20 protein-coding genes are annotated in these 20276 nt (G+C 68.9%); 8 read left to right on the top strand and 12 right to left on the bottom strand.

Annotated elements, in window-relative coordinates:
- Positions 1-544 precede the first annotated feature (544 nt).
- From ftsH to ybgF, 3 genes are all read right to left on the bottom strand, one after another.
- Positions 545-2473, bottom strand: a complete 1929-nt coding sequence (gene ftsH / locus QO011_RS37275; protein ID WP_307284089.1) for an ATP-dependent zinc metalloprotease FtsH — start codon at positions 2471-2473, stop codon at positions 545-547.
- Positions 2474-2577: 104 nt separating this feature from the next.
- Positions 2578-3648, bottom strand: a complete 1071-nt coding sequence (gene tilS / locus QO011_RS37270; RefSeq protein ID WP_307284087.1) for a tRNA lysidine(34) synthetase TilS — start codon at positions 3646-3648, stop codon at positions 2578-2580.
- Between the two features lie 4 nt (positions 3649-3652).
- A complete protein-coding gene (gene ybgF / locus QO011_RS37265) occupies positions 3653-4651 on the bottom strand; it encodes a tol-pal system protein YbgF (protein ID WP_307284083.1) in 999 nt (332 codons plus the stop codon).
- Between the two features lie 140 nt (positions 4652-4791).
- Here ybgF and ybgC point away from each other — a divergent pair, with 140 nt between their 5' ends.
- The 7 genes from ybgC to QO011_RS37230 all read left to right on the top strand — a co-directional run bounded on the left by ybgC (position 4792) and on the right by QO011_RS37230 (position 11184).
- A complete protein-coding gene (ybgC, locus tag QO011_RS37260) occupies positions 4792-5232 on the top strand; it encodes a tol-pal system-associated acyl-CoA thioesterase (RefSeq protein WP_307284080.1) in 441 nt (146 codons plus the stop codon).
- A 495-nt stretch (positions 5233-5727) separates the two neighbouring features.
- Positions 5728-6444 (top strand): protein TolQ, encoded by a 717-nt coding sequence (gene tolQ / locus QO011_RS37255; protein WP_307284077.1) that lies wholly within the window; start codon positions 5728-5730, stop codon positions 6442-6444.
- Positions 6445-6456: 12 nt separating this feature from the next.
- Positions 6457-6903: a protein TolR gene (tolR, locus tag QO011_RS37250; RefSeq protein ID WP_307284074.1), complete on the top strand. Its 447-nt coding sequence runs from the start codon at positions 6457-6459 to the stop codon at positions 6901-6903.
- Positions 6904-6909: 6 nt separating this feature from the next.
- Positions 6910-8118 carry a cell envelope integrity protein TolA gene (gene tolA / locus QO011_RS37245; protein WP_307284071.1) on the top strand — a complete coding sequence of 403 codons (1209 nt, stop codon included), beginning with the start codon at positions 6910-6912 and terminating at the stop codon, positions 8116-8118.
- Positions 8119-8129: 11 nt separating this feature from the next.
- Complete coding sequence (tolA, locus tag QO011_RS37240) at positions 8130-8555, top strand: cell envelope integrity protein TolA (RefSeq protein ID WP_307284068.1); 426 nt, start codon at positions 8130-8132, stop codon at positions 8553-8555.
- 37 nt (positions 8556-8592) lie between these two features.
- On the top strand, positions 8593-9918 hold the full coding sequence (gene tolB / locus QO011_RS37235; protein ID WP_370882069.1) for a Tol-Pal system beta propeller repeat protein TolB: 1326 nt from the start codon (positions 8593-8595) through the stop codon (positions 9916-9918).
- Between the two features lie 57 nt (positions 9919-9975).
- Positions 9976-11184: a lytic murein transglycosylase gene (locus tag QO011_RS37230; RefSeq protein WP_307284066.1), complete on the top strand. Its 1209-nt coding sequence runs from the start codon at positions 9976-9978 to the stop codon at positions 11182-11184.
- 16 nt (positions 11185-11200) lie between these two features.
- Here QO011_RS37230 and QO011_RS37225 read toward each other — a convergent pair whose 3' ends face one another.
- The 9 genes from QO011_RS37225 to QO011_RS37185 all read right to left on the bottom strand — a co-directional run bounded on the left by QO011_RS37225 (position 11201) and on the right by QO011_RS37185 (position 19156).
- Complete coding sequence (locus QO011_RS37225; protein WP_307284312.1) at positions 11201-11605, bottom strand: type II toxin-antitoxin system VapC family toxin; 405 nt, start codon at positions 11603-11605, stop codon at positions 11201-11203.
- Between the two features lie 11 nt (positions 11606-11616).
- Positions 11617-11886 carry an antitoxin gene (locus QO011_RS37220; protein WP_307284063.1) on the bottom strand — a complete coding sequence of 90 codons (270 nt, stop codon included), beginning with the start codon at positions 11884-11886 and terminating at the stop codon, positions 11617-11619.
- Positions 11887-11978: 92 nt separating this feature from the next.
- Positions 11979-12965 (bottom strand): bile acid:sodium symporter family protein, encoded by a 987-nt coding sequence (locus tag QO011_RS37215; protein WP_307284061.1) that lies wholly within the window; start codon positions 12963-12965, stop codon positions 11979-11981.
- A 183-nt stretch (positions 12966-13148) separates the two neighbouring features.
- Positions 13149-14267 (bottom strand): sulfate/molybdate ABC transporter ATP-binding protein, encoded by a 1119-nt coding sequence (locus tag QO011_RS37210; RefSeq protein ID WP_307284058.1) that lies wholly within the window; start codon positions 14265-14267, stop codon positions 13149-13151.
- 11 nt (positions 14268-14278) lie between these two features.
- Complete coding sequence (cysW, locus tag QO011_RS37205) at positions 14279-15166, bottom strand: sulfate ABC transporter permease subunit CysW (RefSeq protein ID WP_307284056.1); 888 nt, start codon at positions 15164-15166, stop codon at positions 14279-14281.
- Positions 15159-16040, bottom strand: coding sequence for a sulfate ABC transporter permease subunit CysT (gene cysT, locus QO011_RS37200; RefSeq protein ID WP_307284053.1), 882 nt, complete (start codon positions 16038-16040; stop codon positions 15159-15161). Before cysT ends, cysW begins: the two co-directional genes overlap by 8 nt.
- Before the next feature lie 169 nt (positions 16041-16209).
- Positions 16210-17247, bottom strand: coding sequence for a sulfate ABC transporter substrate-binding protein (locus QO011_RS37195; protein ID WP_307284050.1), 1038 nt, complete (start codon positions 17245-17247; stop codon positions 16210-16212).
- Between the two features lie 335 nt (positions 17248-17582).
- Positions 17583-18608 carry a sulfate ABC transporter substrate-binding protein gene (locus QO011_RS37190; RefSeq protein ID WP_307284047.1) on the bottom strand — a complete coding sequence of 342 codons (1026 nt, stop codon included), beginning with the start codon at positions 18606-18608 and terminating at the stop codon, positions 17583-17585.
- Positions 18609-18697: 89 nt separating this feature from the next.
- On the bottom strand, positions 18698-19156 hold the full coding sequence (locus QO011_RS37185) for an RrF2 family transcriptional regulator (RefSeq protein ID WP_307284044.1): 459 nt from the start codon (positions 19154-19156) through the stop codon (positions 18698-18700).
- Positions 19157-19446: 290 nt separating this feature from the next.
- Here QO011_RS37185 and pal point away from each other — a divergent pair, with 290 nt between their 5' ends.
- Positions 19447-19965, top strand: a complete 519-nt coding sequence (pal, locus tag QO011_RS37180) for a peptidoglycan-associated lipoprotein Pal (RefSeq protein ID WP_307284041.1) — start codon at positions 19447-19449, stop codon at positions 19963-19965.
- Positions 19966-20276 lie beyond the last annotated feature (311 nt).

The raw sequence follows: 20276 nt of genomic DNA, 5'->3' as shown, positions 1-20276 counted from the left end.
GTGACGCTGCGCGGCCGTTCATCCATGTCCTGTCGGCGAACACGCCGAGAGGATCGAAAGGCCTGACCGCCGTTCTGGCTTATCCAGCCTCTGTCCGAGTTGGCGGCGCGATCGAAGACGATCCGCGGGGTGGGCGGAACGAGGTAGCCCATGACGATCGCGCGTGGGGGGAGCCGTCGTGCTTCCTGCCGCGAGGGTTTCCGTCATGGCCGGGCTTGACCCCATGGGGCGCCAAGAGAAGCGCAGAAGAACGGAGCCGGAGCAGAAGGAGGCGCCAAAAGCCTTCCCCACGCAGCTGGGGAAGGTGGCCCGACGAAGTCGGGTCGGATGGGGTGTGGTCCGCGGGGCTCGCTGCCTGCAAGCCCTGCACGAACGGGATGTGCAAGCCGAACACCACCTCAGGCCTGCGCGCCACCCCCATCCGCCGGCCGGCACCTTCCCCAGCTTGTGTCGCGCCTCTATGGGGCTCGTCCCTGCCGACAAGCCAAAAAGCAAAGGGCGGGTCCTGCGACCCGCCCTCGGCAATGTTTCGTTCGTCGCGGCCTCAGGCCTGCGGGGCGGGCTCCAGCCCGCCGGGATCGGCCTTGGGCGGCGCCTTGCGGGACTTGATGGTGTGGATGGCCGAGCCGCGCGAGGATGAGGGCGGCTCGTCGCCGGCGTCGCGATGGGGCGGGTTGCCGCGCAGCAGCTCCTTGATCTCGTCGCCGGTCAGCGTCTCGTACTCGAGCAGGGCCTCGGCCAAGGTCTCGAAGTCCTCGCGCTTGTCGGCGAGGATGCGCTGGGCATCCTTGTAGCCCTCCTCGACCAGGCGGCGCACCTCGGCGTCGATCTTCTGGGCGGTCGATTCGGACACGTTCTGCTGGCGGCCCATCGACATGCCGAGGAAGACCTCCTCCTGGTTGTCGCCATAGGCGACCATGCCGAGCTCGGAGGAGAAGCCCATCCGCGTCACCATGGCGCGCGCCATCTTGGTGGCCTGGTCGATGTCGCCGACCGCGCCCGAGGTGACGTTCTCATGGCCGAAGATCATCTCCTCCGCCACGCGCCCGCCCATCGCGACGGCGAGCTGCGAGGTGTATTCCTTGTACTTCATCGAATACCGGTCGCCCTCGGGCAGGAACTTGACCATGCCCAAAGCCCGGCCGCGCGGAATGATCGTCGCCTTGTGCACGGGCACGCCGGCCGGCACGTTCAGGCCGACGATGGCATGGCCGGCCTCGTGATAGGCGGTCAGCTTCTTCTCTTCCTCGGACATGGCGAGCGTCTTGCGCTCGGCGCCCATCATGATCTTGTCCTTGGCGTCCTCGAATTCGGCATGGGTGACCATGCGCTTGCCGCGCCGGGCCGCCATCAGGGCCGATTCGTTGACGAGGTTCATCAGGTCCGCGCCGGAGAAGCCGGGCGTGCCGCGGGCGATGATCTTGAGGTCGACGTCGGGCGCCAGCGGCACCTTGCGGACATGGACCTTGAGGATCTTCTCGCGGCCGCCGACATCGGGGTTCGGCACCACCACCTGGCGGTCGAAGCGGCCGGGGCGCAGCAGCGCCGGGTCGAGCACGTCGGGCCGGTTGGTGGCGGCGATGATGATGATGCCTTCGTTGGCCTCGAAGCCGTCCATCTCGACGAGCAGCTGGTTCAGCGTCTGCTCGCGCTCGTCGTTGCCGCCGCCCAGGCCCGCGCCGCGATGGCGGCCGACCGCGTCGATCTCGTCGATGAAGATGATGCAGGGCGCGTTCTTCTTGGCCTGCTCGAACATATCGCGGACGCGCGAGGCGCCGACGCCGACGAACATCTCGACGAAGTCCGAGCCGGAAATGGTGAAGAACGGCACATTGGCCTCGCCGGCGACGGCGCGGGCCGTCAGCGTCTTGCCGGTGCCGGGCGGGCCGACCAGCAGCACGCCGCGCGGGATGCGGCCGCCCAGGCGCTGGAACTTCTGGGGATCGCGCAGGAACTCGACGATCTCCTGCAGGTCCTCCTTGGCCTCGTCGATGCCGGCCACGTCCTCGAAGGTGACGCGGCCATGCGCCTCGGTCAGGAGCTTGGCCTTGGACTTGCCGAAGCCCATGGCCTTGCCGCCGGCGCCCTGCATCTGGCGCGACAGGAACACCCAGACCGCGATCAGGGCCAGGAACGGCAGCAGGTTGATCAGGATCTGCAGGAACCAGGGCGAGCCGTCGCCCGGAGCGCGGGCGCTGATGTCGACGTTCTTGGCGGCGAGGCGCTGCACCAGCTGCGGATCGTTCGGCAGGTTCGTCGTGAAGGTCGTGTTGTTGGTGTAGACGCCGGTCAACTGCGTTCCGGCGATCTCGACCGACTTGATGTTGCCGCGATCGGCCTGCGTCAGCAGCTCGCTATACGAAATCTCGTTCGATGCCGCGCGCTGGCCGGGGTTCTGAAACAACGTGAACAGCGCCAGCAGGAGCAGGACGATGATCACCCACAGTGCAAAATTGCGGAAATTCGCGTTCATCTCGAGCCTTTTCGCGGCGGACAGCCCTGCTGGTGCCGGGAGCTCCACCAACCATCGCCCGGTAATTTAGGCATGCGGGCGCCAAATGCCAAGGTGAAGCATTGTCATGTTCGTCTTACGGCGGCGTTGACGGCGCTGCCGCGCCGGCGCGGCCCCTCGGCGGCGACGGCGAGGGCGCCGCTGCGGTCCAGGCCGAGCACGGCGCCGGCGAAGCTGCGGCGCAGCGGCCGGCCCGCCGCCCGCGCCACCTCGATCGCCGCTCCCAGCGCCTCCAGCCGCTCCAGGCGGGGGGGATAGGCCTCGTCCGTCGCCGCCGGCGCCACCGCCTCGGCCGCGAGGGCGATCAGGCGCAGGCGCAGCTCCGGCGCGGCTGCGGCAAAGCCGGCTGCGGCGATACGCAGGCCAGTCCCGTCGGCCGAGACGATCTCGGCGAACAGTGCCCGCGCCGTCCGGTCCAGCGCTTCGGCCGCCCGGCCGGCCCGCGCCGCCAGCACGGCGAGGCGCGGCGCCGTCAGCCCCGCCCCGGCGAGGCCGGCGAGCAGGCGGCGGGCGCGCACGCGCTCGAAACGAGGATCGGCGTTGGAGGGGTCCTCGACCCAGGACAGGCCCGCCTCGCGCAGAGTCGCGACCAGCCCGGCCCTGGGGCAGGCGAGCAGCGGGCGCAGATGCGTCAGGCCGAGCCGCGGGGTCGAAGGCCGCATCGCCGCCAGCCCGTCGATGCCGGAGCCGCGGGCGAGGCGCATCAGCACGGTCTCGGCCTGGTCGTCGAGGGTGTGCGCGGTGGCCAGGGCATCGGCCCCGACCTCGCGCGCCAGGCCGGCGAGCAGGGCGTAGCGGGCGGCGCGGGCCCGCTCCTGCAGGCGCGAGGCGGGTCTGGCCGCCGCCCAGCGCAGGATCCGGCAGGGCAGCGCCAGCCGTGCCGCCTGCGCCGCCACGGCCTCGCATTCGGCCGCGGCCTCGGCCCGCAGGCCGTGGTCGACCGTGCCGACGATGATCGGGGTCGCCCCGCCAAGGGCGCGCCAGCGCGCCGCCAGCAGCATGAGGGCGGTCGAATCGGCGCCGCCGGAGACCGCGAGGACCAGGCCGGGGCGGGCCTCGAAGCCGCGCAGCAGCGCGTCGAGCTCGGGGTCGGCGATCGCGGCTCCGGCCGGCGCCGCCGCGCCCGTCGGCGCCATCGCGTCAGCAGCCGTTGCGCTGGGTCTCGCGCTGCACGCCGCTCTTCACCGTGGCGGCGGCGTTGGGATATTTGCGGCCGATCTCCTGGAAGGTGGCGCAGGCCGCCTCCTTCTCGCCGAGAGCGGCCAGCGACATGCCGAGGCGGTACATGCTCGAGGGCGCACGGCGATAGCCCGAATAGTTCTTGGTCACGGTGAGGAACTGCTCGGCGGCGTCGCGGTACTGCTTGCGCTGGAACAGGCTCTCGCCGACCCAGTGGATGGCGTCGGGCACGCGCTTGTCCTTGGGATAGGCGGCGAGGAACTTGCGGAAGGCCGCTTCCGCCGCCTCGTAGTTGCCGCTCTCGATCAGGCGATAGTCGGCCGAATATTCGTCCTCCGCCGAGCGCGGCCCCGGCGCCTGCGGCGAGAGGGCGGCCTGCTGGGAGAGCGGGGGCGGAGCGGCGGTGTTGACGGCGACGCCCGGCAGGCCCGGCGGGGTGAGCGAGGAGCGCGGCTGGCCGTCGGCGGGATAGCCGCCGCCGGGCAGCGTCATCGGGGCGTTGGGATCGGCCATCACCTGCTGGTCGTCGGGCCCGGGCTGGCCGCCGTCATCGAGCGCCGGCGGGCCGGGATTGACGGGAATGGTGCCCAGCGTCTGGGGCGGCACGCCGAGGCCTGCCTGTTGCTGCTGCGGCGGGGGCGGGGCGGCCTCGACCTTCTTCTGCGGCCGCGGCGCCGGTCCCTTGCCGCCTTCGACCGCCTGGAGCCGGAACTCGGTGTCCTCGCGATAGCGGTTGAAGTCGTCCTGCGCCCGGCGCAACTGGTTCTGCAGCTCCTGCACCTGGCCGGTGAGCTGGCGGTTCTGCCCCTCCAGGCGCTGCACGCGGGCGACGAGGTCGCCGATGGTGCCGTCGGTCTGGGCCAGCACGAAGCCGTCCGATCCGCCGACCGGCGCCGGCGGCAGCAGAGTCGAATCGAACGGCCCGGCCAGGGCCGGGGCGGCGGACAAGACAAACATCATCGCGAGGCTCGTCGCGGCGGAGCGAAGCATGGAGCGGCTCATGATTGACCAGCGGATCGGCAAGGTTTTCGTCCGATAGCACAACGCGCGAGTTCGGCGAAACTTTGAATATTCCTGCGGCCGCATGCTATTTGCCCGTCATGACCGAGATTTTTCAGGGCCCGGCCGGCGGCGCCTTCGACGGCGTGCGCCATGTCCTGCCGCTGCGCGTCTACTACGAGGACACGGATTTCAGCGGCGTGGTCTACCATGCCAGCTACCTCCGGTTCTTCGAGCGCGGGCGCACCGAGTTCGTGCGGGCGCTCGGCATCGACCAGAAGGCGCTGCATGCGCAGACCGGCACGTCCTTCGCCGTGCGGCGGCTGACGATCGACTACCTCAAGCCGGCGCTGATGGACGATGTCGTCGTGGTGGAGACGCGCATCGGCGCGGCCTCGGGCGCCTCGCTGCAGCTGGAGCAGGCGTTGCGCCGGGACGGCGAGGTGCTGGCCAGCGCCGACGTGCTGGTGGTCTGCATCCGTGGCGGACGGCCGCAGCGCCTGCCCGAAGCAATGCGCGGGGCTCGCGGGCGGCAAGCCTGAAGAGCGGTGCCGAATCCCAGCATAGGCATGCAAAGGCGGCCAGCCGGCGACGGCCTCACTGTTGCTCCATAAGCTCAGGTCAGTTCAAAAACGAAAGCAGGCCTTCAGCCGGCCGCAAAGACATTGAAAGAAGCCGGGCGAAAGCGTTGAATCCGGGAATCACGGTTGACCGTGTTTCGGCCATGACATCCGGGTTCCATTCGGGGCCTGCTTTTGCGGGCGGCCGGCGGTGTGCGTTTTGCAGTGCAGCATAGTGACAAATATCTGAAAATTGTAGAGGTGTAACCGATTGTTAACCGCAGGAATCGTCTTTAGAGCCCAGGTGTGCCGCCCATTGCGGCGTCAGGCTCGCGCCGTACTGCGGTCACATTCAACGGCGATGAAAGAGATTATGGGTCGGCCTTTGTTGCGCTGCACAATAAGACCCCGCGATCCCGCATCGTTTCAATCGACGCGATCCTGGCTCTGCGGTGCCAGGACGAGGATATGGATGTCATGAACGCAACCCCTGAAATCGCCTCGACGGCCCTGGCGGCCAGCGACGTGTCGCTATGGGCGCTGTTCTGGCAGGCCCACTGGGTGGTGAAGCTGGTCATGCTCGGCCTCCTGGGCGCGTCGATCTGGTGCTGGGCCATCATCTTCGACAAGTCGGTGCTCTACACGCGGTCGCGCCGCGCCATGGACCGGTTCGAGCAGACCTTCTGGTCCGGCCAGAGCCTGGAAGAGCTCTACCGCGCGCTGACGCAACGCGAGGCGACCGGCATGGGGGCGCTGTTCGTCGCGGCGATGCGCGAATGGAAGCGCTCGCTGGAATCGCAGGGCCGCTCCTTCCTCGGCCTGCAGGCGCGCATCGAGAAGGTGATGGACGTCACCATCCAGCGCGAGGTCGAACGGCTCGAATCGAAGCTCCTCGTCCTGGCGACGGTGGGCTCGTCCGGCCCCTTCATCGGCCTGTTCGGCACGGTGTGGGGCATCATGACGGCGTTCCAGTCGATCGCCGCCTCGAAGAACACCTCGCTGGCGGCGGTGGCGCCCGGCATTTCCGAGGCGCTGTTCGCCACCGCCATGGGCCTGGTGGCGGCCATTCCCGCCGTCATCGCCTACAACAAGTTCAACGCCGAGGTGGTCAAGCAGCAGGCGCGGCTTGAAGGCTTTGCCGATGAATTCTCTGCCATCCTGTCCCGTCAGATCGACGAGCGGCTGGCGGCCTGAGGAGACTGAACGATGGGTGCAAGTGTTGCGAGTACGGGTGGCGGATCCGGCGGCCGGCGCAAGCGCGGGCGTCGCAAGGGGCCGATCGCCGACATCAACATGACGCCGTTCATCGACGTGATGCTGTGCCTCCTGATCATCTTCATGGTGGCGGCGCCGCTGCTCACCGCCGGCGTGCCGCTCGACCTGCCCAAGGCCGAGGCCAACGCCCTCAACCAGGACAAGGATCCGCTCACGATCTCCGTCGACGGCAAGGGCGACATCTATCTGCAGGAGACCAAGGTCTCGCTCGACGAGGTGGTGCCGCGGCTCACCTCCATCGCCCAGGCCGGCTATGACGAGCGCGTCTTCGTGCGCGGCGACAAGGCCGTCAATTACGGCCAGGTGATGCAGGTGATGGGCCGGATCTCCGGCGCCGGCTTCAAGAAGGTCGCGCTGATCACCGACCCGGAGAAGTAAGGGATCATGAAGGACTACGGGCTTCCCGTCTCGGCGGCGACGCACGCCCTGCTCCTGGCAGCGGCGCTGTTCGCCCTGCCCGGGGCGGAGCCCCTGCCGCCGGCGGTGGAGAGCCTGCCGGTCGACATCATGACCCAGCAGCAGTTCGACGCCCTCACCAAGGGCGAGAAGACGGCCAAGCCGCAGGAGAAGCCGCAGACCCGCGCCGACAAGGTGGCGGAAGCGACGCCCGTGCAGGAGACGCCGGTCGAGACCGTCAAGCGCGAGGCCGTCGCCCTGCCGCCGACGCGCCCGCCGACGCCCGAGCCCCAGCAGGAGGCCAAGCTCGAGCCGGCGCCGCCGCCGGAGCCGCCGAAGCAGCCCGATCCGCCGCCCTCGCAGCCCGCCAAGGCCGAGCCGGCCAAGCCCGAGCCGCCGAAGCCCGTGGCCAAGGTCGAGCCGCCCAAGCCTGAGCCGCCCAAGCCCGAGCCCAAGAAGGTCGAGCCGCCCAAGCCCGATCCGAAGCCGATCCCGAAGGCCGACACGCAGAAGCTGGACGAGCTCGCCCTGAAGGCGCTCGACCAGGACAAGCCGGTCGACCAGGAGAAGAAGCCCGACCCGCCCAAGCCGGTGGACAAGCCGGCCCAGGCCAAGCCCGTCGACAAGAAGGCGGCCGACCAGCTCGCCAAGCTCGCCGCCGAGGCCCTGGCCGAGGCTCAGGACAGCAAGCCGGCGAAGCCGGCGGAAAAGCAGCGCGAGTTCAACGTCGCCGACATCAGCAAGCTGCTCGGCAGCAAGCCGGGCTCGCCCGCCGCGGCCCTTGCCAGCAAGGAGCCGCCGGCCCGCGCCGCCAGGGCGGACGCGCAGACTTCGACGACGGCCGCGCTCGGCTCGGCGCGCGGCACCTCGGTCAAGCTGTCGCTGTCGGAGCGCAATGCGCTGACCGGCGCGATCAAGGATCATGTCGGCAAGTGCTGGAGCCCGACGCCGGCGGCGGACCCGAGCAAGCTGATCACGACGATGCAGTTCGATCTCAATCTCGACGGCACACTCTCGGCCAAGCCTGTCGTGATCCAGTACGGGGCAGGGCCGCAGGGTGCGGCGGCGGCCAATGCGGCGATGCGCGCCGTGCTGCGTTGCGTCACCGAGACCAACCCGCTGAAGCTGCCGCCCAATCTCTATGCCGGCTGGAAGGAGATCGAGGTCACCTTCGACCCGCGCGAGATGGGCGGCTGATGGCGGGTTGGATGGCTCCGGTCGTGACGACGCGGAAACCGGCGCGCCGGTGGCGGCTGTTCGGCATGGCCGTGACTGCCGCCATGGCGGCGGCCGCCCTGCTGGGATGCCAGGAGGGAGCGTCCTTTCCAATGGGGCCGAGGGATCGGCCTGAAATCGCAGCGGCAATCCGACGGCACGTCGTCCGGTGCTGGAATCCGCCGCATGCGACTGGCGCGTACCGGGTGCTCCTCGCCGTCGACCTAAACAGGGACGGTATGTTGGCGGGCAAGCCGCAGGTTCTGCAATATCCTGCGACGCCCGACGGGCCGGCGCTTGCGAAAGCTGCGGTCAATGCCGTCGAACGTTGCGTCACCGCCGAGGATCCGCTCAAACTTCCGCCCGATCTCTATGCCTCCTGGAAAGCGATCGAGATCACCTTCGACCCTCATGTCTAGACCGGCGACGGCCGCGACAGTCCTTCCGAGCCCGATGATGACCCTCCTCATCCCCACCCGCCGAACCTTCCTTTCGGGCATGGCCGCTGCCGCCGCGGTCGGCTTCCGCTCTCCTGCGCGTGCCCAGGAGAGCGGGCGCCTGCATGTCGACATCACCCAAGGCTCGATCCAGCCGATCTCGATCGCCGTCACCGACTTCGTCGCCGGCGACAAGTCCGGCACCGACGTGTCGGGGGTGATCACCAACGACCTCAAGCGCTCCGGCCTGTTCCAGCCGGTGGACCGCAAGGCCTTCATCGAGCAGGTCACCAACCCCGACGCGGCGCCGCGCTTCCAGGACTGGCGGGTGATCAACACCCAGGCCCTGGTGGCCGGGCGCGTGTCGAAGGAGGGCGACGGGCGCCTTCGGGCGCAGTTCCGCCTGTGGGACATCGCCTCGGGCCAGCAGATCGCCGGCCAGCAATATTTCGCCGATCCCGGCAACTGGCGGCGCATCTCCCACATCATCGCCGATGCCATCTTCGAGGCGCTGACCGGCGAGAAGGGCTGCTTCGACACGCGCATCGCCTTCGTCGACGAATCCGGCACCAAGGAGGCGAGGCGCAAGCGCCTCGCCATCATGGATCAGGACGGCGCCAATGTGCGCTACCTCACCCGCGGCGACGACCTGGTGCTGACGCCGCGCTTCTCGCCGACCAACCAGGAAGTGACCTACATGTCGTTCGGGCAGTCGGACCCGCGCGTCTACCTCCTGAACATCGAGACCGGCCAGCGCGAGGTGGTCGGCAATTTCCCGGGCATGACCTTCTCGCCGCGCTTCTCGCCGGACGGGCGGCGGGTCATCATGAGCCTGGAGCAGAACGGCTCGGCCAACATCAATGCGATGGATCTGCAGTCGCGCGCCGTGCAGCAGCTCACTAACGATTCCTCGATCGACACCGCTCCGTCCTATTCGCCGGACGGTTCGCAGATCGTGTTCGAATCCGACCGCGGCGGCAACCAGCAGATCTACGTGATGGGCGCGGACGGCTCCAACGCCCAGCGCATCTCCTATGGCGACGGGCGCTATTCCACGCCGGTCTGGTCGCCGCGCGGCGACCTCATCGCCTTCACCCGCCAGGCCGCCGGCAAGTTCGCCATCGGTGTCATGCGCCCGGACGGCAAGGGCGAGCGCGTGCTGACCGAGGGCTTCCACAACGAGGGGCCAACCTGGGCGCCGAACGGGCTCTACCTGATGTTCTTCCGCGACCTCGGCCAGGGGCCGCAGCTCTGGCAGATCTCGATCATGGGCTTCCCCGAGCAGCGCGTGCCGACGCCCGGCTTCGCCTCGGATCCGGCCTGGTCGCCGCTCCTGTCGAAATAGGCCGTGGAGACCCCGCGCCCGAAGGGCCGGCAGGAGAGGCGGCAGGGGAGGCCGAGGATGGGACGGATCGGAGGGGGACTGGTCGCGGGCGCGCTCCTCGCCTTCGCCACGGCGGCCGGCCCGGCGCAGGCGGCGAGCTGCCAGCCGCAGCCCTTCGCGCCATGGCTGCAGGGCGTGCGGCAGGAGGCGGCGGCCAAGGGCATCTCGCAGGGCACGATCGCCGCGGCGCTCGACGGCATCACCTTCGATCCTGCCGTGGTGTCGCGCGACCGCGGCCAGAGCGTGTTCTCCCAGACCTTCCTGGAGTTCGCCGGCCGCATGGTGGCGCGATACCGGCTGCAGAAGGCGGCGAGCCTGATGAAGGCCAATGCCCGGATCTTCGCCCGCATCGAGCAGCAATACGGCGTGCCGGCGCCGGTCATCGCGGCGTTCTGGGGGCTGGAGACCGATTTCGGCGCGGTCATGGGCAACCTGCCGACGCTGCGCTCGCTGGCGACGCTCGCCTATGACTGCCGCCGGCCGCAGATGTTCCGGGCCGAGCTCCTCGATGCGCTGGAGATCATCGAGCGCGGCGACCTGACCGCGGCCGAGATGGTCGGGCCGTGGGCCGGCGAGCTCGGGCAGTTTCAGTTCCAGCCCTCCTACTACGTCAAATATGCCGTCGACTTCGACGGCGACGGCCGGCGCGACCTGATCCGCTCGACGCCCGACGCCCTGGCCTCCGCCGGCAATTTCCTGGCGAGCCTGGGCTGGCAGCGCGGCCAGCCCTGGCTGCAGGAGGTGCGGGTGCCGGCCGAGATGCGGTGGGAGGAGGCGGACCTCGCCATCGAGCATCCGCGCTCGCAATGGGCGGCCTGGGGCGTCAAGGCGGCGGGCGGCGCGCTGCCCGCCGACGCCATGCCGGCCTCGCTGCTGCTGCCGATGGGGCGCAACGGCCCGGCCTTCCTCGCCTACCCCAATTTCCGCGTCTATCTCAAATGGAACCAGTCGCTGATCTATGCCACCACCGCCGCCTATTTCGCCACGCGGCTGTCCGGCGCCCCGGCGGTGTCGCGCGGCAACGGCCCGGTGGCGCCGATGGACTACCGCGAGATCAAGGCCTTGCAGCAATTGCTCGTCAAGGGCGGCTACGAGGTCGGCGAGGTCGACGGCAAGCTCGGCGCCGTGACGCGGGACGGCGTCAAGAAGGCGCAGCTGAAGTTCGGCCTGCCGGCCGATTCCTATCCGACGCCGGAGCTGGTGGAGCGGTTGCGCAGCGGACGGTGAGGGCAGGGCGGCCGCGTCAGGCTTGCCCGGTTGCCCAGTTGATCAGGACCAACGGGCTGCCGATCCGATCATAGTGCCGGATGTTGTTGGTCACGAGGACCGCGCCGGCCGACAGGCAATGCGCGGCGATCATCATGTCGAGCTCTCCGATCGGCTGACCGGATGACACCAGCCTGTGGCGGATATCCGCGTAATGTTTGGCGGCCTCGGCATCCCAGGACAGAGTCCGAACGAGGTTCAGGAAGCGTCGGACGCCGAGATGCAGGCGGTGATCCGGCGCCAGTCGTTTCAATCCGTAGAGGAGTTCGGCGCGCGTGATTATTGAAATGCACAAATCGGCAGGAGCGATCTCGGCGGCCCTGGCGGCAACGGCAGGCGAGCGTCCCTTGATGAGGTAGCTGGCCATGTCGGTATCGAGCATGTGGAGCACGATCACGCCTCGTCGGCGAAAAGATCGCGTTCGACCGGCAGGGTGTTCATCGGGCGCTCCGCCATGAAGTCGGCGGGAACGTCAATCGTCTTCATCAGCTCGAAGAAATCAGCCCAGGCCCGGGCTCCCGGATGTTTCGACAGGATGACGTCACCGGTCCGTTCATCGCGGGTAATGTAAACCTCGTCACCCTCGAAGCGGAACTCCGCCGGCAGGCGGACGGCTTGGCTGGCCCCGTTTTTGAACAGTTTCGCGATGCGGGTTTCGGACATGGCAGCACTCAGGAGTATATGCAAGAGTATATACTCCTGAGTGCTGCTGCTCAAGCCCAGGGAAGCGAGGGGCGGCGGAGATCGGGGCCCGCCTACTCCGCCGCGGCGACCTCCTGCCGCTTGGCCCAGCGCTCGGCGTAGCGGCGGGCCAGCCAGGCGCAGGCCATCAGCTGGGCCTGGTGGAACAGCATGATCGGCAGCACGATGGCGCCGATGTTCTGGCCGGCGAAGATGACGTTGGCCATGGGCACGCCGCTGGCGAGGCTCTTCTTGGAGCCGCAGAACACGATGGTGATCTCGTCCTCGCGGGAGAAGCCCAGGCGCCGGCTGACCCAGGTGCTGATGGTCAGCACCAGCCCGAGCAGCACCAGGTCGGCGGCGGCCATGCCGGCGAGCGCCGTTGCCGAGAACTGGTGCCAGAGATTGTTGGCCACCGCCTCGCTGAAGGCGAGATAGACCACCATCAGGATCGAGCCGCGGTCGACGAAGCTCAGCGCCCTGCGGTGCTTGCGCACGAAGTCGCCGATCCAGGGCTGCAGCGCCTGGCCGACGACGAAGGGCAGCAGCAGCTGCAGCAGGATGGTCACGAGCACGTCGGCGGAGAAGCCGACCCCGGCGGTGTGGAACAGCAGGCCGACCAGCAGCGGCGTCAGGAACATGCCGAGGATATTCGAGGCCGAGGCGGCGCAGACCGCGGCCGGCACGTTGCCGTGGGCGATCGAGGTGAAGGCGATGGAGGACTGCACGGTGGAGGGCAGCACGCAGAGATAGAGCAGGCCCGTCGCCAGCGCCGGCGTCAGCACCGAGGGCAGCACCGTGTTGAAGAGGAGACCGAGGACCGGGAACAGCACGAAGGTGCAGGCGAGGATGGTGAGATGCAGCCGCCAATGGGTGGCGCCGGCGATCACCGTCTCGCGCGACAGGCGGGCGCCGTGCAGGAAGAACAGGAGCGCGATGGCGAGGTTCGTGGCGATGCCGAAGGCATGCGCCGCCTGGCCGGTGACGGGCAGGACGCTGGCCAGCAGCACGGCGGCGACGATGGCGACGGTGAAGGGGTCGATCCTCAGACGAGCGAGCACGGCAACCTGCGTGGGACGGGGAGCGCCGCACACTAGAGCAAAGCGCGTTTGGACGGAAACGCTGCTTTGCTCTAGTTCCTTGTTTCGACGCGTCTTTGCGACGCTTGGCGATTCCGCCAAATCGCAAAACGCTTTGGAGATTGCGGCGGGCCGAGGAAAGGCTGGCGAAGGGCGAAGCGGGCTCTATCCCGCCCGCCCGAACACGCTCGGGCGCACCACCACGGCGTCGGCGCTCGGCGCCGTGCGGAAATGACGCACCGCGCCGGAGACGGCGAAGACGCTGCCGCCGAGGAGGCGCAGGCCGATCGGCTTGCCGATCTCGCCCTGGCGCGCGGCCGGCAGGTCGGCCTCGATCACGGTGTGCTGCGCCCCGACCGCCACCTCGATGCGGCGGGTGGCGCCGGCCCGGCGCTGGGCGACGGCGATGCCGTTCAGCGTGCCGTGCCCGGCCTCGGCCAGCGCGACGTCGTGCGGGCGCACGAACAGCGTCGCCGGCCCGTCGGGCAGGCCCGCGGCGTCGAAGCCGAGCGGCGTGCCGTCGACCAGGACGCGGCCGTCGGCGACGACGGCCGGCACGCGGCTCGATTCGCCGATGAAGCCGAAGACGAAGGGCGAGGCGGGATGGTCGTAGATGTCGTCGGGCACGCCGAGCTGGTCGATGCGGCCCTTGTCGAGGACGGCGATGCGGTCGGACAGTTCCAGCGCCTCGTCCTGGTCGTGGGTGACGAAGACGGTGGTATGGCCGGTCTTGTCGTGGATCTCGCGCAGCCAGCGGCGCAGGTCCTTGCGCACCTTGGCGTCGAGGGCGCCGAAGGGCTCGTCGAGCAGCAGCACCTTGGGCTCGACCGCCAGCGCCCGGGCGAGGGCGACGCGCTGGCGCTGGCCGCCGGAGAGCTGGCCGGGGAAGCGCCCGCCGAAGCTGCCGAGCTGGACGAGGTCGAGCAGCTCGGCCACGCGCCGGGCGATCTCGGCGCGGGACGGGCGCTCGCGGCGCGGGCGCACGGCGAGGCCATAGGCGACGTTGTCGGCGACCGTCATGTGCCGGAACAGGGCGTAGTGCTGGAAGACGAAGCCGACACGGCGCTCCTGCACGGTGCGGGTCGAGGCGTCGTCCTGGCCGAAGAAGATCTTGCCCGATGTCGGGCTCTCCAGCCCGGCGATGATGCGCAGCAGCGTCGTCTTGCCGGAGCCGGACGGGCCGAGCAGGCCGATCAGCTCGCCCGAGCGGATGTCGAGGTCGACGCCGTGCAGGGCCGGCGACTGGCCGTAGGTCTTGGCGATGCCCTGGATGCGGATGTCCATGGCGGACCCTTTCAATGTTTGCGGCCGGCGGCCAGCTCGTCCCCATAGCGCCATTCCAGGGCGGTCTTGAGCACGAGCGTGACCAGGGCGAGCAGGGCGAGGAGCGAGGCGACGGTGAAGGCCCCGACGGAATCATTGCCTTCGTAGAGGATCTGGATGTGCAGCGGCATGGTGTTGGTGCCGCCGATGATGTGGCCGGAGACCACCGAGACGGCGCCGAACTCGCCCATGGCGCGGGCATTGCAGAGCAGCACGCCGTAGAGCAGGCCCCATTTGATGTTGGGCAGCGTCACGGTGAGGAACATGCGCCAGGGCGAGGCGCCGAGCGTCAGCGCCGCCTCCTCGTCGGCCTTGCCCTGGGATTCCATCAGCGGGATCAGCTCGCGGGCAACGAAGGGGAAGGTGACGAAGATCGTCGCCAGCACGATGCCGGGCACGGCGAAGATGATCGGGATGCCGTGCGCCTTGACGAAGGGACCGAAATAGCCCTGGGCGCCGAACAGCAGCACGTAGACCAGGCCGGAGACGACGGGCGAGACCGAGAAGGGCAGGTCGATCAGGGTGACCAGCAGGCTCCGGCCCTTGAAGTCGAACTTGGCGACGCACCAGGCCGCGACCACGCCGAAGACGAGGTTGAGCGGCACGGCGATGGCGGCGATCAGCAGGGTGAGGCGGATGGCGGACAGGGTGTCGGCGTCGGCGACCGCGGCGGCATAGGGGCCGAAGCCGCGCCGCAGCGCCTCGTAGAACACCGAGACCAGCGGCAGCACCAGGAACAGGCCGAGGAAGGCGACGGCGACGCCGATCAGCGCCAGGCGCACCCAGCGCGTCTCGGTGGTGACGCGGTGCTCGCGGGTGACCGGCGGCTCGCGATAGAGCGGAATGGCGAGCTCAGACATGGCCGGACCTCCTGCGGCTCCAGGCCTGCACCAGGTTGATCAGCAGCAGCATGGCGAAGGAGATCAGCAGCATGATCACCGCGATGGCGGTGGCGGCGGCGTAGTTGTTCTCCTCCAGCTTCTGCACGATCACCAGCGGCGCGATCTCCGAGACATAGGGGATGTTGCCGGCGATGAAGATCACCGAGCCGTATTCGCCGACCGCCCGGGCGAAGGCGAGGGCAAAGCCGGTGAGGGCGGCCGGGATCAGCGGCGGCAGCACCACGCGCCCGACCGTGGTCAGCCGGTCGGCGCCGAGCGAGGCGGAGGCCTCCTCGACCTCGCTGTCGAGGTCGGCCAGCACCGGCTGGATGGTGCGCACCACGAAGGGCAGGCCGATGAACACCAGCGCCACGGCGATGCCGAGCGGGGTGTAGGCGACCTTGATGCCGAAGGGCGCGAGCAGCGAGCCGACCCAGCCGTTGCCGGCATAGAGCGAGGACAGCGCGATGCCGGCGACCGCGGTCGGCAGGGCGAAGGGCAGGTCGACGGCGGCATCGAGCAGGCGGCGGCCGGGGAAGTCGTAGCGGGTCAGCACCCAGGCGACGATGAGGCCGAACACGACGTTGACCAGCGCCGCCGCCAGCGAGATGCCGAAGGTGATCTTGAGCGCCGCCGCCACCTGGCCGTCGCGGGCGATGGCCCAGATGCCGGAGAGGCCGAGGCCGCTCGCCCTGAGCGCCAGCGCGCCGAGCGGGATCAGCACGATCAGGCCGAGATAGGCCAGCGTATAGCCGAGCGCTGGACCGAAGCCGGGCAGGGCGCTCGGCTTGACCAGGCCGCCCGGGAACAGCCGGCCGGCGGGCGCGGCCGGTGCCGCCAGGGTCGATGCCATCAAGAGGCCTCCTGATGCATCCGGCGCGGAGGGTTCTCCAGGCGCGGCCGGGATGCAAGGCTAAAAAGAAGCGGCCGGGCGCGAGCCGGCCGCAGGTTCGAAGTCGGTGGAGAGGGAAGGTCTCCGGACTTCGTGGTGAACGCCTCCGAGCCGAAGCCCTTTCGCCGCGTCAGGACTTCGGCTTGTAGATCTGGTCGAAGATGCCGCCGTCGCCGAAATGGGTGGCCTGCGTCTTGGTCCAGCCGCCGAAGATCGGGTCGTCGATGGTGACGAGCTTGATCTTGGGGAAGCGCGCGAGGTCGGCGGGATCGGCGGCGGCCTCGTCGATCGGGCGGTAGTAGTTGTGGGCGATGATCTTCTGGGCTTGCGGCGTGTAGAGGAAGCTCAGATAGGCCTCGGCCACCTTGCGCGTGCCCTTGGCGTCGACATTGCCGTCGACGATCGAGACCGGCGGCTCGGCCAGGATCGAGGTCGGCGGCACCACGATCTCGAACTTGTCGGGGCCGAACTCGTTGACCGCGAGGAAGGCGTCGTTCTCCCAGGAGATCAGCACGTCGCCGAGGTCGCGCTCGGCGAAGTTGACGGTGGCGCCGCGGGCGCCGCTGTCGAGCACCGGCACGTTCTTGAACAGGGCGGTGATGAACTCGCGCACCTTGGCCTCGTCGCCGCCGAACTTGTGCGAGGCATAGGCCCAGGCGGCGAGATAGTTCCAGCGCGCTCCGCCCGAGGTCTTCGGGTTCGGGGTGATCACGGCGACGCCGGGCTTGATCAGGTCGTCCCAGTCCTTGATGCCCTTCGGATTGCCCTTCTTGACCACGAAGACGATGGTGGAGGTGTAGGGCGCGGAATTGTGCGGCAGGCGCGACTGCCAGTTCGCCGGGATCTTCTTGGAGATCTCGGCGATGGCGTCGATGTCGGCGGCGAGCGCCAGGGTGACGACGTCGGCGTCGAGCCCGTCGATCACCGAGCGGGCCTGCTTGCCCGAGCCGCCGTGCGACTGCTTGATGGTGATGTCCTCGCCGGTCTCAGCCTTCCACTTCTGGGCGAAGACCGGGTTCAGCGCCTTGTAGAGCTCGCGCGTCGGATCATAGGAGACGTTGAGCAGGTCGGCCGCATGGGCGCCCAGCGTCAGCCAGACGACGAAGCCGAAGGCGAGCACGACCAGCACGAGGTCGCGCAGGCGGGCGAAACGGAACGAGACGGTCATGGCAGTCCCCCGAGAAGCGGTGTCGAGCCTTATGTCGACTAACTCAGTCGACATTGTCAACATCAACTTTTCCCAACCGGGGAAGAGAATCGTCGCGGGACGGGCGGAAGTGCCGGGATTCGAAAAGGATTTTCTCTTCTGGGCCCGGATGCCGGAAAAAGCCGATCGCCGGCGTGCAATCTTCGCAAAACACAACGCGAGGGGGCGCGGGGCGGTTCGGGAGGGGTGAGGCGTGTGACCCGGGTCGGCCGGCGAAGCTCGACGTCAGCCATTCCCCTTCCGCAAGGGGGAGGGGATCGGCAGGCGTCGCGTGCGTTCTTCGGAGCGCCTCGACCTCACCCCTTCGGCTTGTAGATCTGGTCGAAGATGCCTCCGTCGGCGAAGTGCTTGGCCTGGGTCTTGGCCCAGCCGCCGAACATCGGGTCGTCGATGGTGATGAGCTTCAGCTTGGGGAAGCGGGCGGTGTCGGCGGGATCGGCGGCCGCGGCGTCGATCGGGCGGTAATAGTTGCGGGCGATGATCTTCTGGGCCTGCGGCGTGTAGAGGAAGCTCAGATAGGCCTCGGCCTCCTTCCGCGTGCCCTTGGCGTCGACATTGGCGTCGATGACGGCCACCGGCGGCTCGGCGAGGATCGACACCGAAGGCACGACGATCTCGAACTTGTCGGCGCCGAACTCGTTCAGCATCAGGAAGGCCTCGTTCTCCCAGCCGATCAGGGCGTCGCCGATCTCGCGCTGGGCAAAGCTCACCGTGGCGCCGCGGGCGCCGCTGTCGAGCACCGCCATGTTGTGGTAGATGCCGGCGACCAGCTCTCGGGCCTTGGCCTCGTCGCCGCCGGCGGCGATGGCCGATCCCCAGGCGGCGAGATAGTTCCAGCGCGCCCCGCCGCCGGTCTTGGGATTGGCGGCGACCAGGCTGAGGCCGGGCCTGGCGAGGTCGGCCCAGTCCTTGATGCCCTTGGGGTTGCCCTTGCGGACCACGATGACGATGGTCGAGGTATAGGGCGCGGAATTGTGCGGCAGGCGCGCCTGCCAGGTCGCCGGCAGCTTGCCCGTCTCCTTGGCGATGGTGTCGATGTCGTTGGAGAGCGCCAGCGTCACCACGTCGGCCTCGAGGCCGTCGATCACCGAGCGGGCCTGCTTGCCGGAGCCGCCATGCGACTGCCGGATGGTGACGTCCTCGCCGGTCTCGGCCTTCCATTTGGCGGCGAAGGCGGTGTTGATCTCCTTGTAGAGCTCGCGCGTCGGATCATAGGAGACGTTGAGCAGCTCGGCGGCGGGCGCGGCGCCGGCCAGGCCTGCGGCAAGGCCGGCCGCCAGCGCCAGCCGCGCCAGGCGGCCGATGGGGAAGGGAAGCGACATGGGCAGCTCCGGGAAGGGAAGGTGCCGGTACCTTCGATAATGTCGATCGGAATTGTCAATATAGATCGGCCTGCCGTCGTGGCCGCCGCTCAGATATAGGCGCCGGCGATGATGGTCTCGGCTGCGGCCGTGCCGTCGGCCCGGCGCGAGGCTTCCAGCAGGGAGGCGTTCTCGAGCGCGCCGATCATGGCGGCATAGCCGTCGGCGAAGAGGTGGCGGACGGCGCAGGCCCGCTCGTCGCGGCAGTCGTCGCAGCGGCGGTAGGCGGTCTTGGAGAGGCAGGGGAGCGGGGCGATCGGCCCGTCGATCAGGCGCAGCACCTGGCCGCAGCTGATCTCGGCCGGGTCCTTCACCAGGTAGTGGCCGCCGACCTTGCCGCGGCGGCTGCCGACGAGGCCGCCGCGCCGCAGATCGAGCAGGATCTGCTCCAGGAAGCTCTGCGGGATCTGCTCGGTGCTCGCGATCTCGCGGGCCTGCACCACGCGGTCGCCGGCGCGGACCAGGGCGAACAGCGCCTTGAAGGCATAGCGGGCTTTCTGGGAAATCATGCCTCTGATCTACAGGAGCGCGCCGCCGCGGACCACTGCCGCGAGTGATGCATTTATGCAACAGTCAGCGGCGCTGGCGCGCCGTCGCGGGGCTGCCGCCCGGCGGCCACCTTGCCGCCCGATTTGGTTAGCATTCCATTAACCACGGTCGTTGAAAGCCATCGATCGAGACCCGTTGCAGGGCTGTGACGCGGTCGTGCGGCCTGCGGGCAGAGTTTCCAGAACCTTCGATTAACCGCGCTTCGCTAATCCTCGTTCACCACATTCGAGCCCCCCGAGGAGTGACCGGAATGCTCAATTCCCTGCGTATCGTGCGCGGCCTGCGCTTTGTGGCCGTGCTGTCCACCGTCCTGGCGCTGGGCGCCTGCGCCAAGAACACCGCGGCCAATGGCGGCCTCGACGGCGCCGGCGGACTGGGCGCGGGCGGGGTGGCGCGGCCGGGCAGCCAGCAGGACTTCGTCGTCAACGTCGGCGACCGCGTCTTCTTCCTGGAGGACCAGTCGGACCTCACCGGCCAGGCCCAGTCGACGCTCTCCAAGCAGGCGCAGTGGCTGCGGCAATATCCGCGCTACACCATCACCGTCGAGGGCCATGCCGACGAGCGCGGCACCCGCGAGTACAACATCGCCCTCGGCGCCCGTCGCGCCCAGGCGGTGCGCGACTATCTGATGGCGCAGGGCATCCCGGCCGGGCGCATGCGCACCATCTCCTACGGCAAGGAGCGCCCGGTGGCGACCTGCAACGACGAATCCTGCTGGACGCAGAACCGCCGCGCCGTCACCGTGCTGAACGGCGCCGCCGCCTCCTGAGGCGGGCCGCCCGACGGATGAAGAGAGCGGCGCCTGCGGGCGCCGTTTTCGTGGGGGGCCGTCGCGGGTCGCGCGACCGTTGCCGTTCTTGCCGTAACGGTTCCGTCATGGCCGGGCTTGACCCGGCCATCCATGCGAACACTGAAGATAGCGGCATTTCGCACCCGATACCGCCGCTCTGTCTTCAGCCGGCGGTGTTCGCGTGGATGGGCGGAACAAGATTCTATGGGGCGTGGCGGTTGCGGATCTGAGATCCTGAGCGGTTTTCCACGACAGCGACAGGAGCGCCCGATGAGCAGAGCCTTCGAGCC

This window comes from Labrys wisconsinensis, from assembly GCF_030814995.1.
Lineage (GTDB): Bacteria > Pseudomonadota > Alphaproteobacteria > Rhizobiales > Labraceae > Labrys > Labrys wisconsinensis.
Note: the sequence above shows the minus strand (reverse complement) of the source record. Positions and strands in the feature narration are given on the sequence as shown.

Excerpts from the sequence above, each read along its gene's own strand:
- ftsH (WP_307284089.1), bottom strand. The coding sequence starts at position 2,473 with ATGAACGCGAATTTCCGCAATTTTGCACTGTGGGTGATCATCGTCCTG.
- tilS (WP_307284087.1), bottom strand. The coding sequence starts at position 3,648 with ATGGCGCCGACGGGCGCGGCGGCGCCGGCCGGAGCCGCGATCGCCGAC.
- ybgF (WP_307284083.1), bottom strand. The coding sequence starts at position 4,651 with ATGATGTTTGTCTTGTCCGCCGCCCCGGCCCTGGCCGGGCCGTTCGAT.
- ybgC (WP_307284080.1), top strand. The coding sequence starts at position 4,792 with ATGACCGAGATTTTTCAGGGCCCGGCCGGCGGCGCCTTCGACGGCGTG.
- tolQ (WP_307284077.1), top strand. The coding sequence starts at position 5,728 with ATGAACGCAACCCCTGAAATCGCCTCGACGGCCCTGGCGGCCAGCGAC.
- tolR (WP_307284074.1), top strand. The coding sequence starts at position 6,457 with ATGGGTGCAAGTGTTGCGAGTACGGGTGGCGGATCCGGCGGCCGGCGC.
- tolA (WP_307284071.1), top strand. The coding sequence starts at position 6,910 with ATGAAGGACTACGGGCTTCCCGTCTCGGCGGCGACGCACGCCCTGCTC.
- tolA (WP_307284068.1), top strand. The coding sequence starts at position 8,130 with ATGGCTCCGGTCGTGACGACGCGGAAACCGGCGCGCCGGTGGCGGCTG.
- tolB (WP_370882069.1), top strand. The coding sequence starts at position 8,593 with ATGACCCTCCTCATCCCCACCCGCCGAACCTTCCTTTCGGGCATGGCC.
- QO011_RS37230 (WP_307284066.1), top strand. The coding sequence starts at position 9,976 with ATGGGACGGATCGGAGGGGGACTGGTCGCGGGCGCGCTCCTCGCCTTC.
- QO011_RS37225 (WP_307284312.1), bottom strand. The coding sequence starts at position 11,605 with ATGCTCGATACCGACATGGCCAGCTACCTCATCAAGGGACGCTCGCCT.
- QO011_RS37220 (WP_307284063.1), bottom strand. The coding sequence starts at position 11,886 with ATGTCCGAAACCCGCATCGCGAAACTGTTCAAAAACGGGGCCAGCCAA.
- QO011_RS37210 (WP_307284058.1), bottom strand. The coding sequence starts at position 14,267 with ATGGACATCCGCATCCAGGGCATCGCCAAGACCTACGGCCAGTCGCCG.
- cysW (WP_307284056.1), bottom strand. The coding sequence starts at position 15,166 with ATGTCTGAGCTCGCCATTCCGCTCTATCGCGAGCCGCCGGTCACCCGC.
- cysT (WP_307284053.1), bottom strand. The coding sequence starts at position 16,040 with ATGGCATCGACCCTGGCGGCACCGGCCGCGCCCGCCGGCCGGCTGTTC.
- QO011_RS37195 (WP_307284050.1), bottom strand. The coding sequence starts at position 17,247 with ATGACCGTCTCGTTCCGTTTCGCCCGCCTGCGCGACCTCGTGCTGGTC.
- QO011_RS37190 (WP_307284047.1), bottom strand. The coding sequence starts at position 18,608 with ATGTCGCTTCCCTTCCCCATCGGCCGCCTGGCGCGGCTGGCGCTGGCG.
- QO011_RS37185 (WP_307284044.1), bottom strand. The coding sequence starts at position 19,156 with ATGATTTCCCAGAAAGCCCGCTATGCCTTCAAGGCGCTGTTCGCCCTG.
- pal (WP_307284041.1), top strand. The coding sequence starts at position 19,447 with ATGCTCAATTCCCTGCGTATCGTGCGCGGCCTGCGCTTTGTGGCCGTG.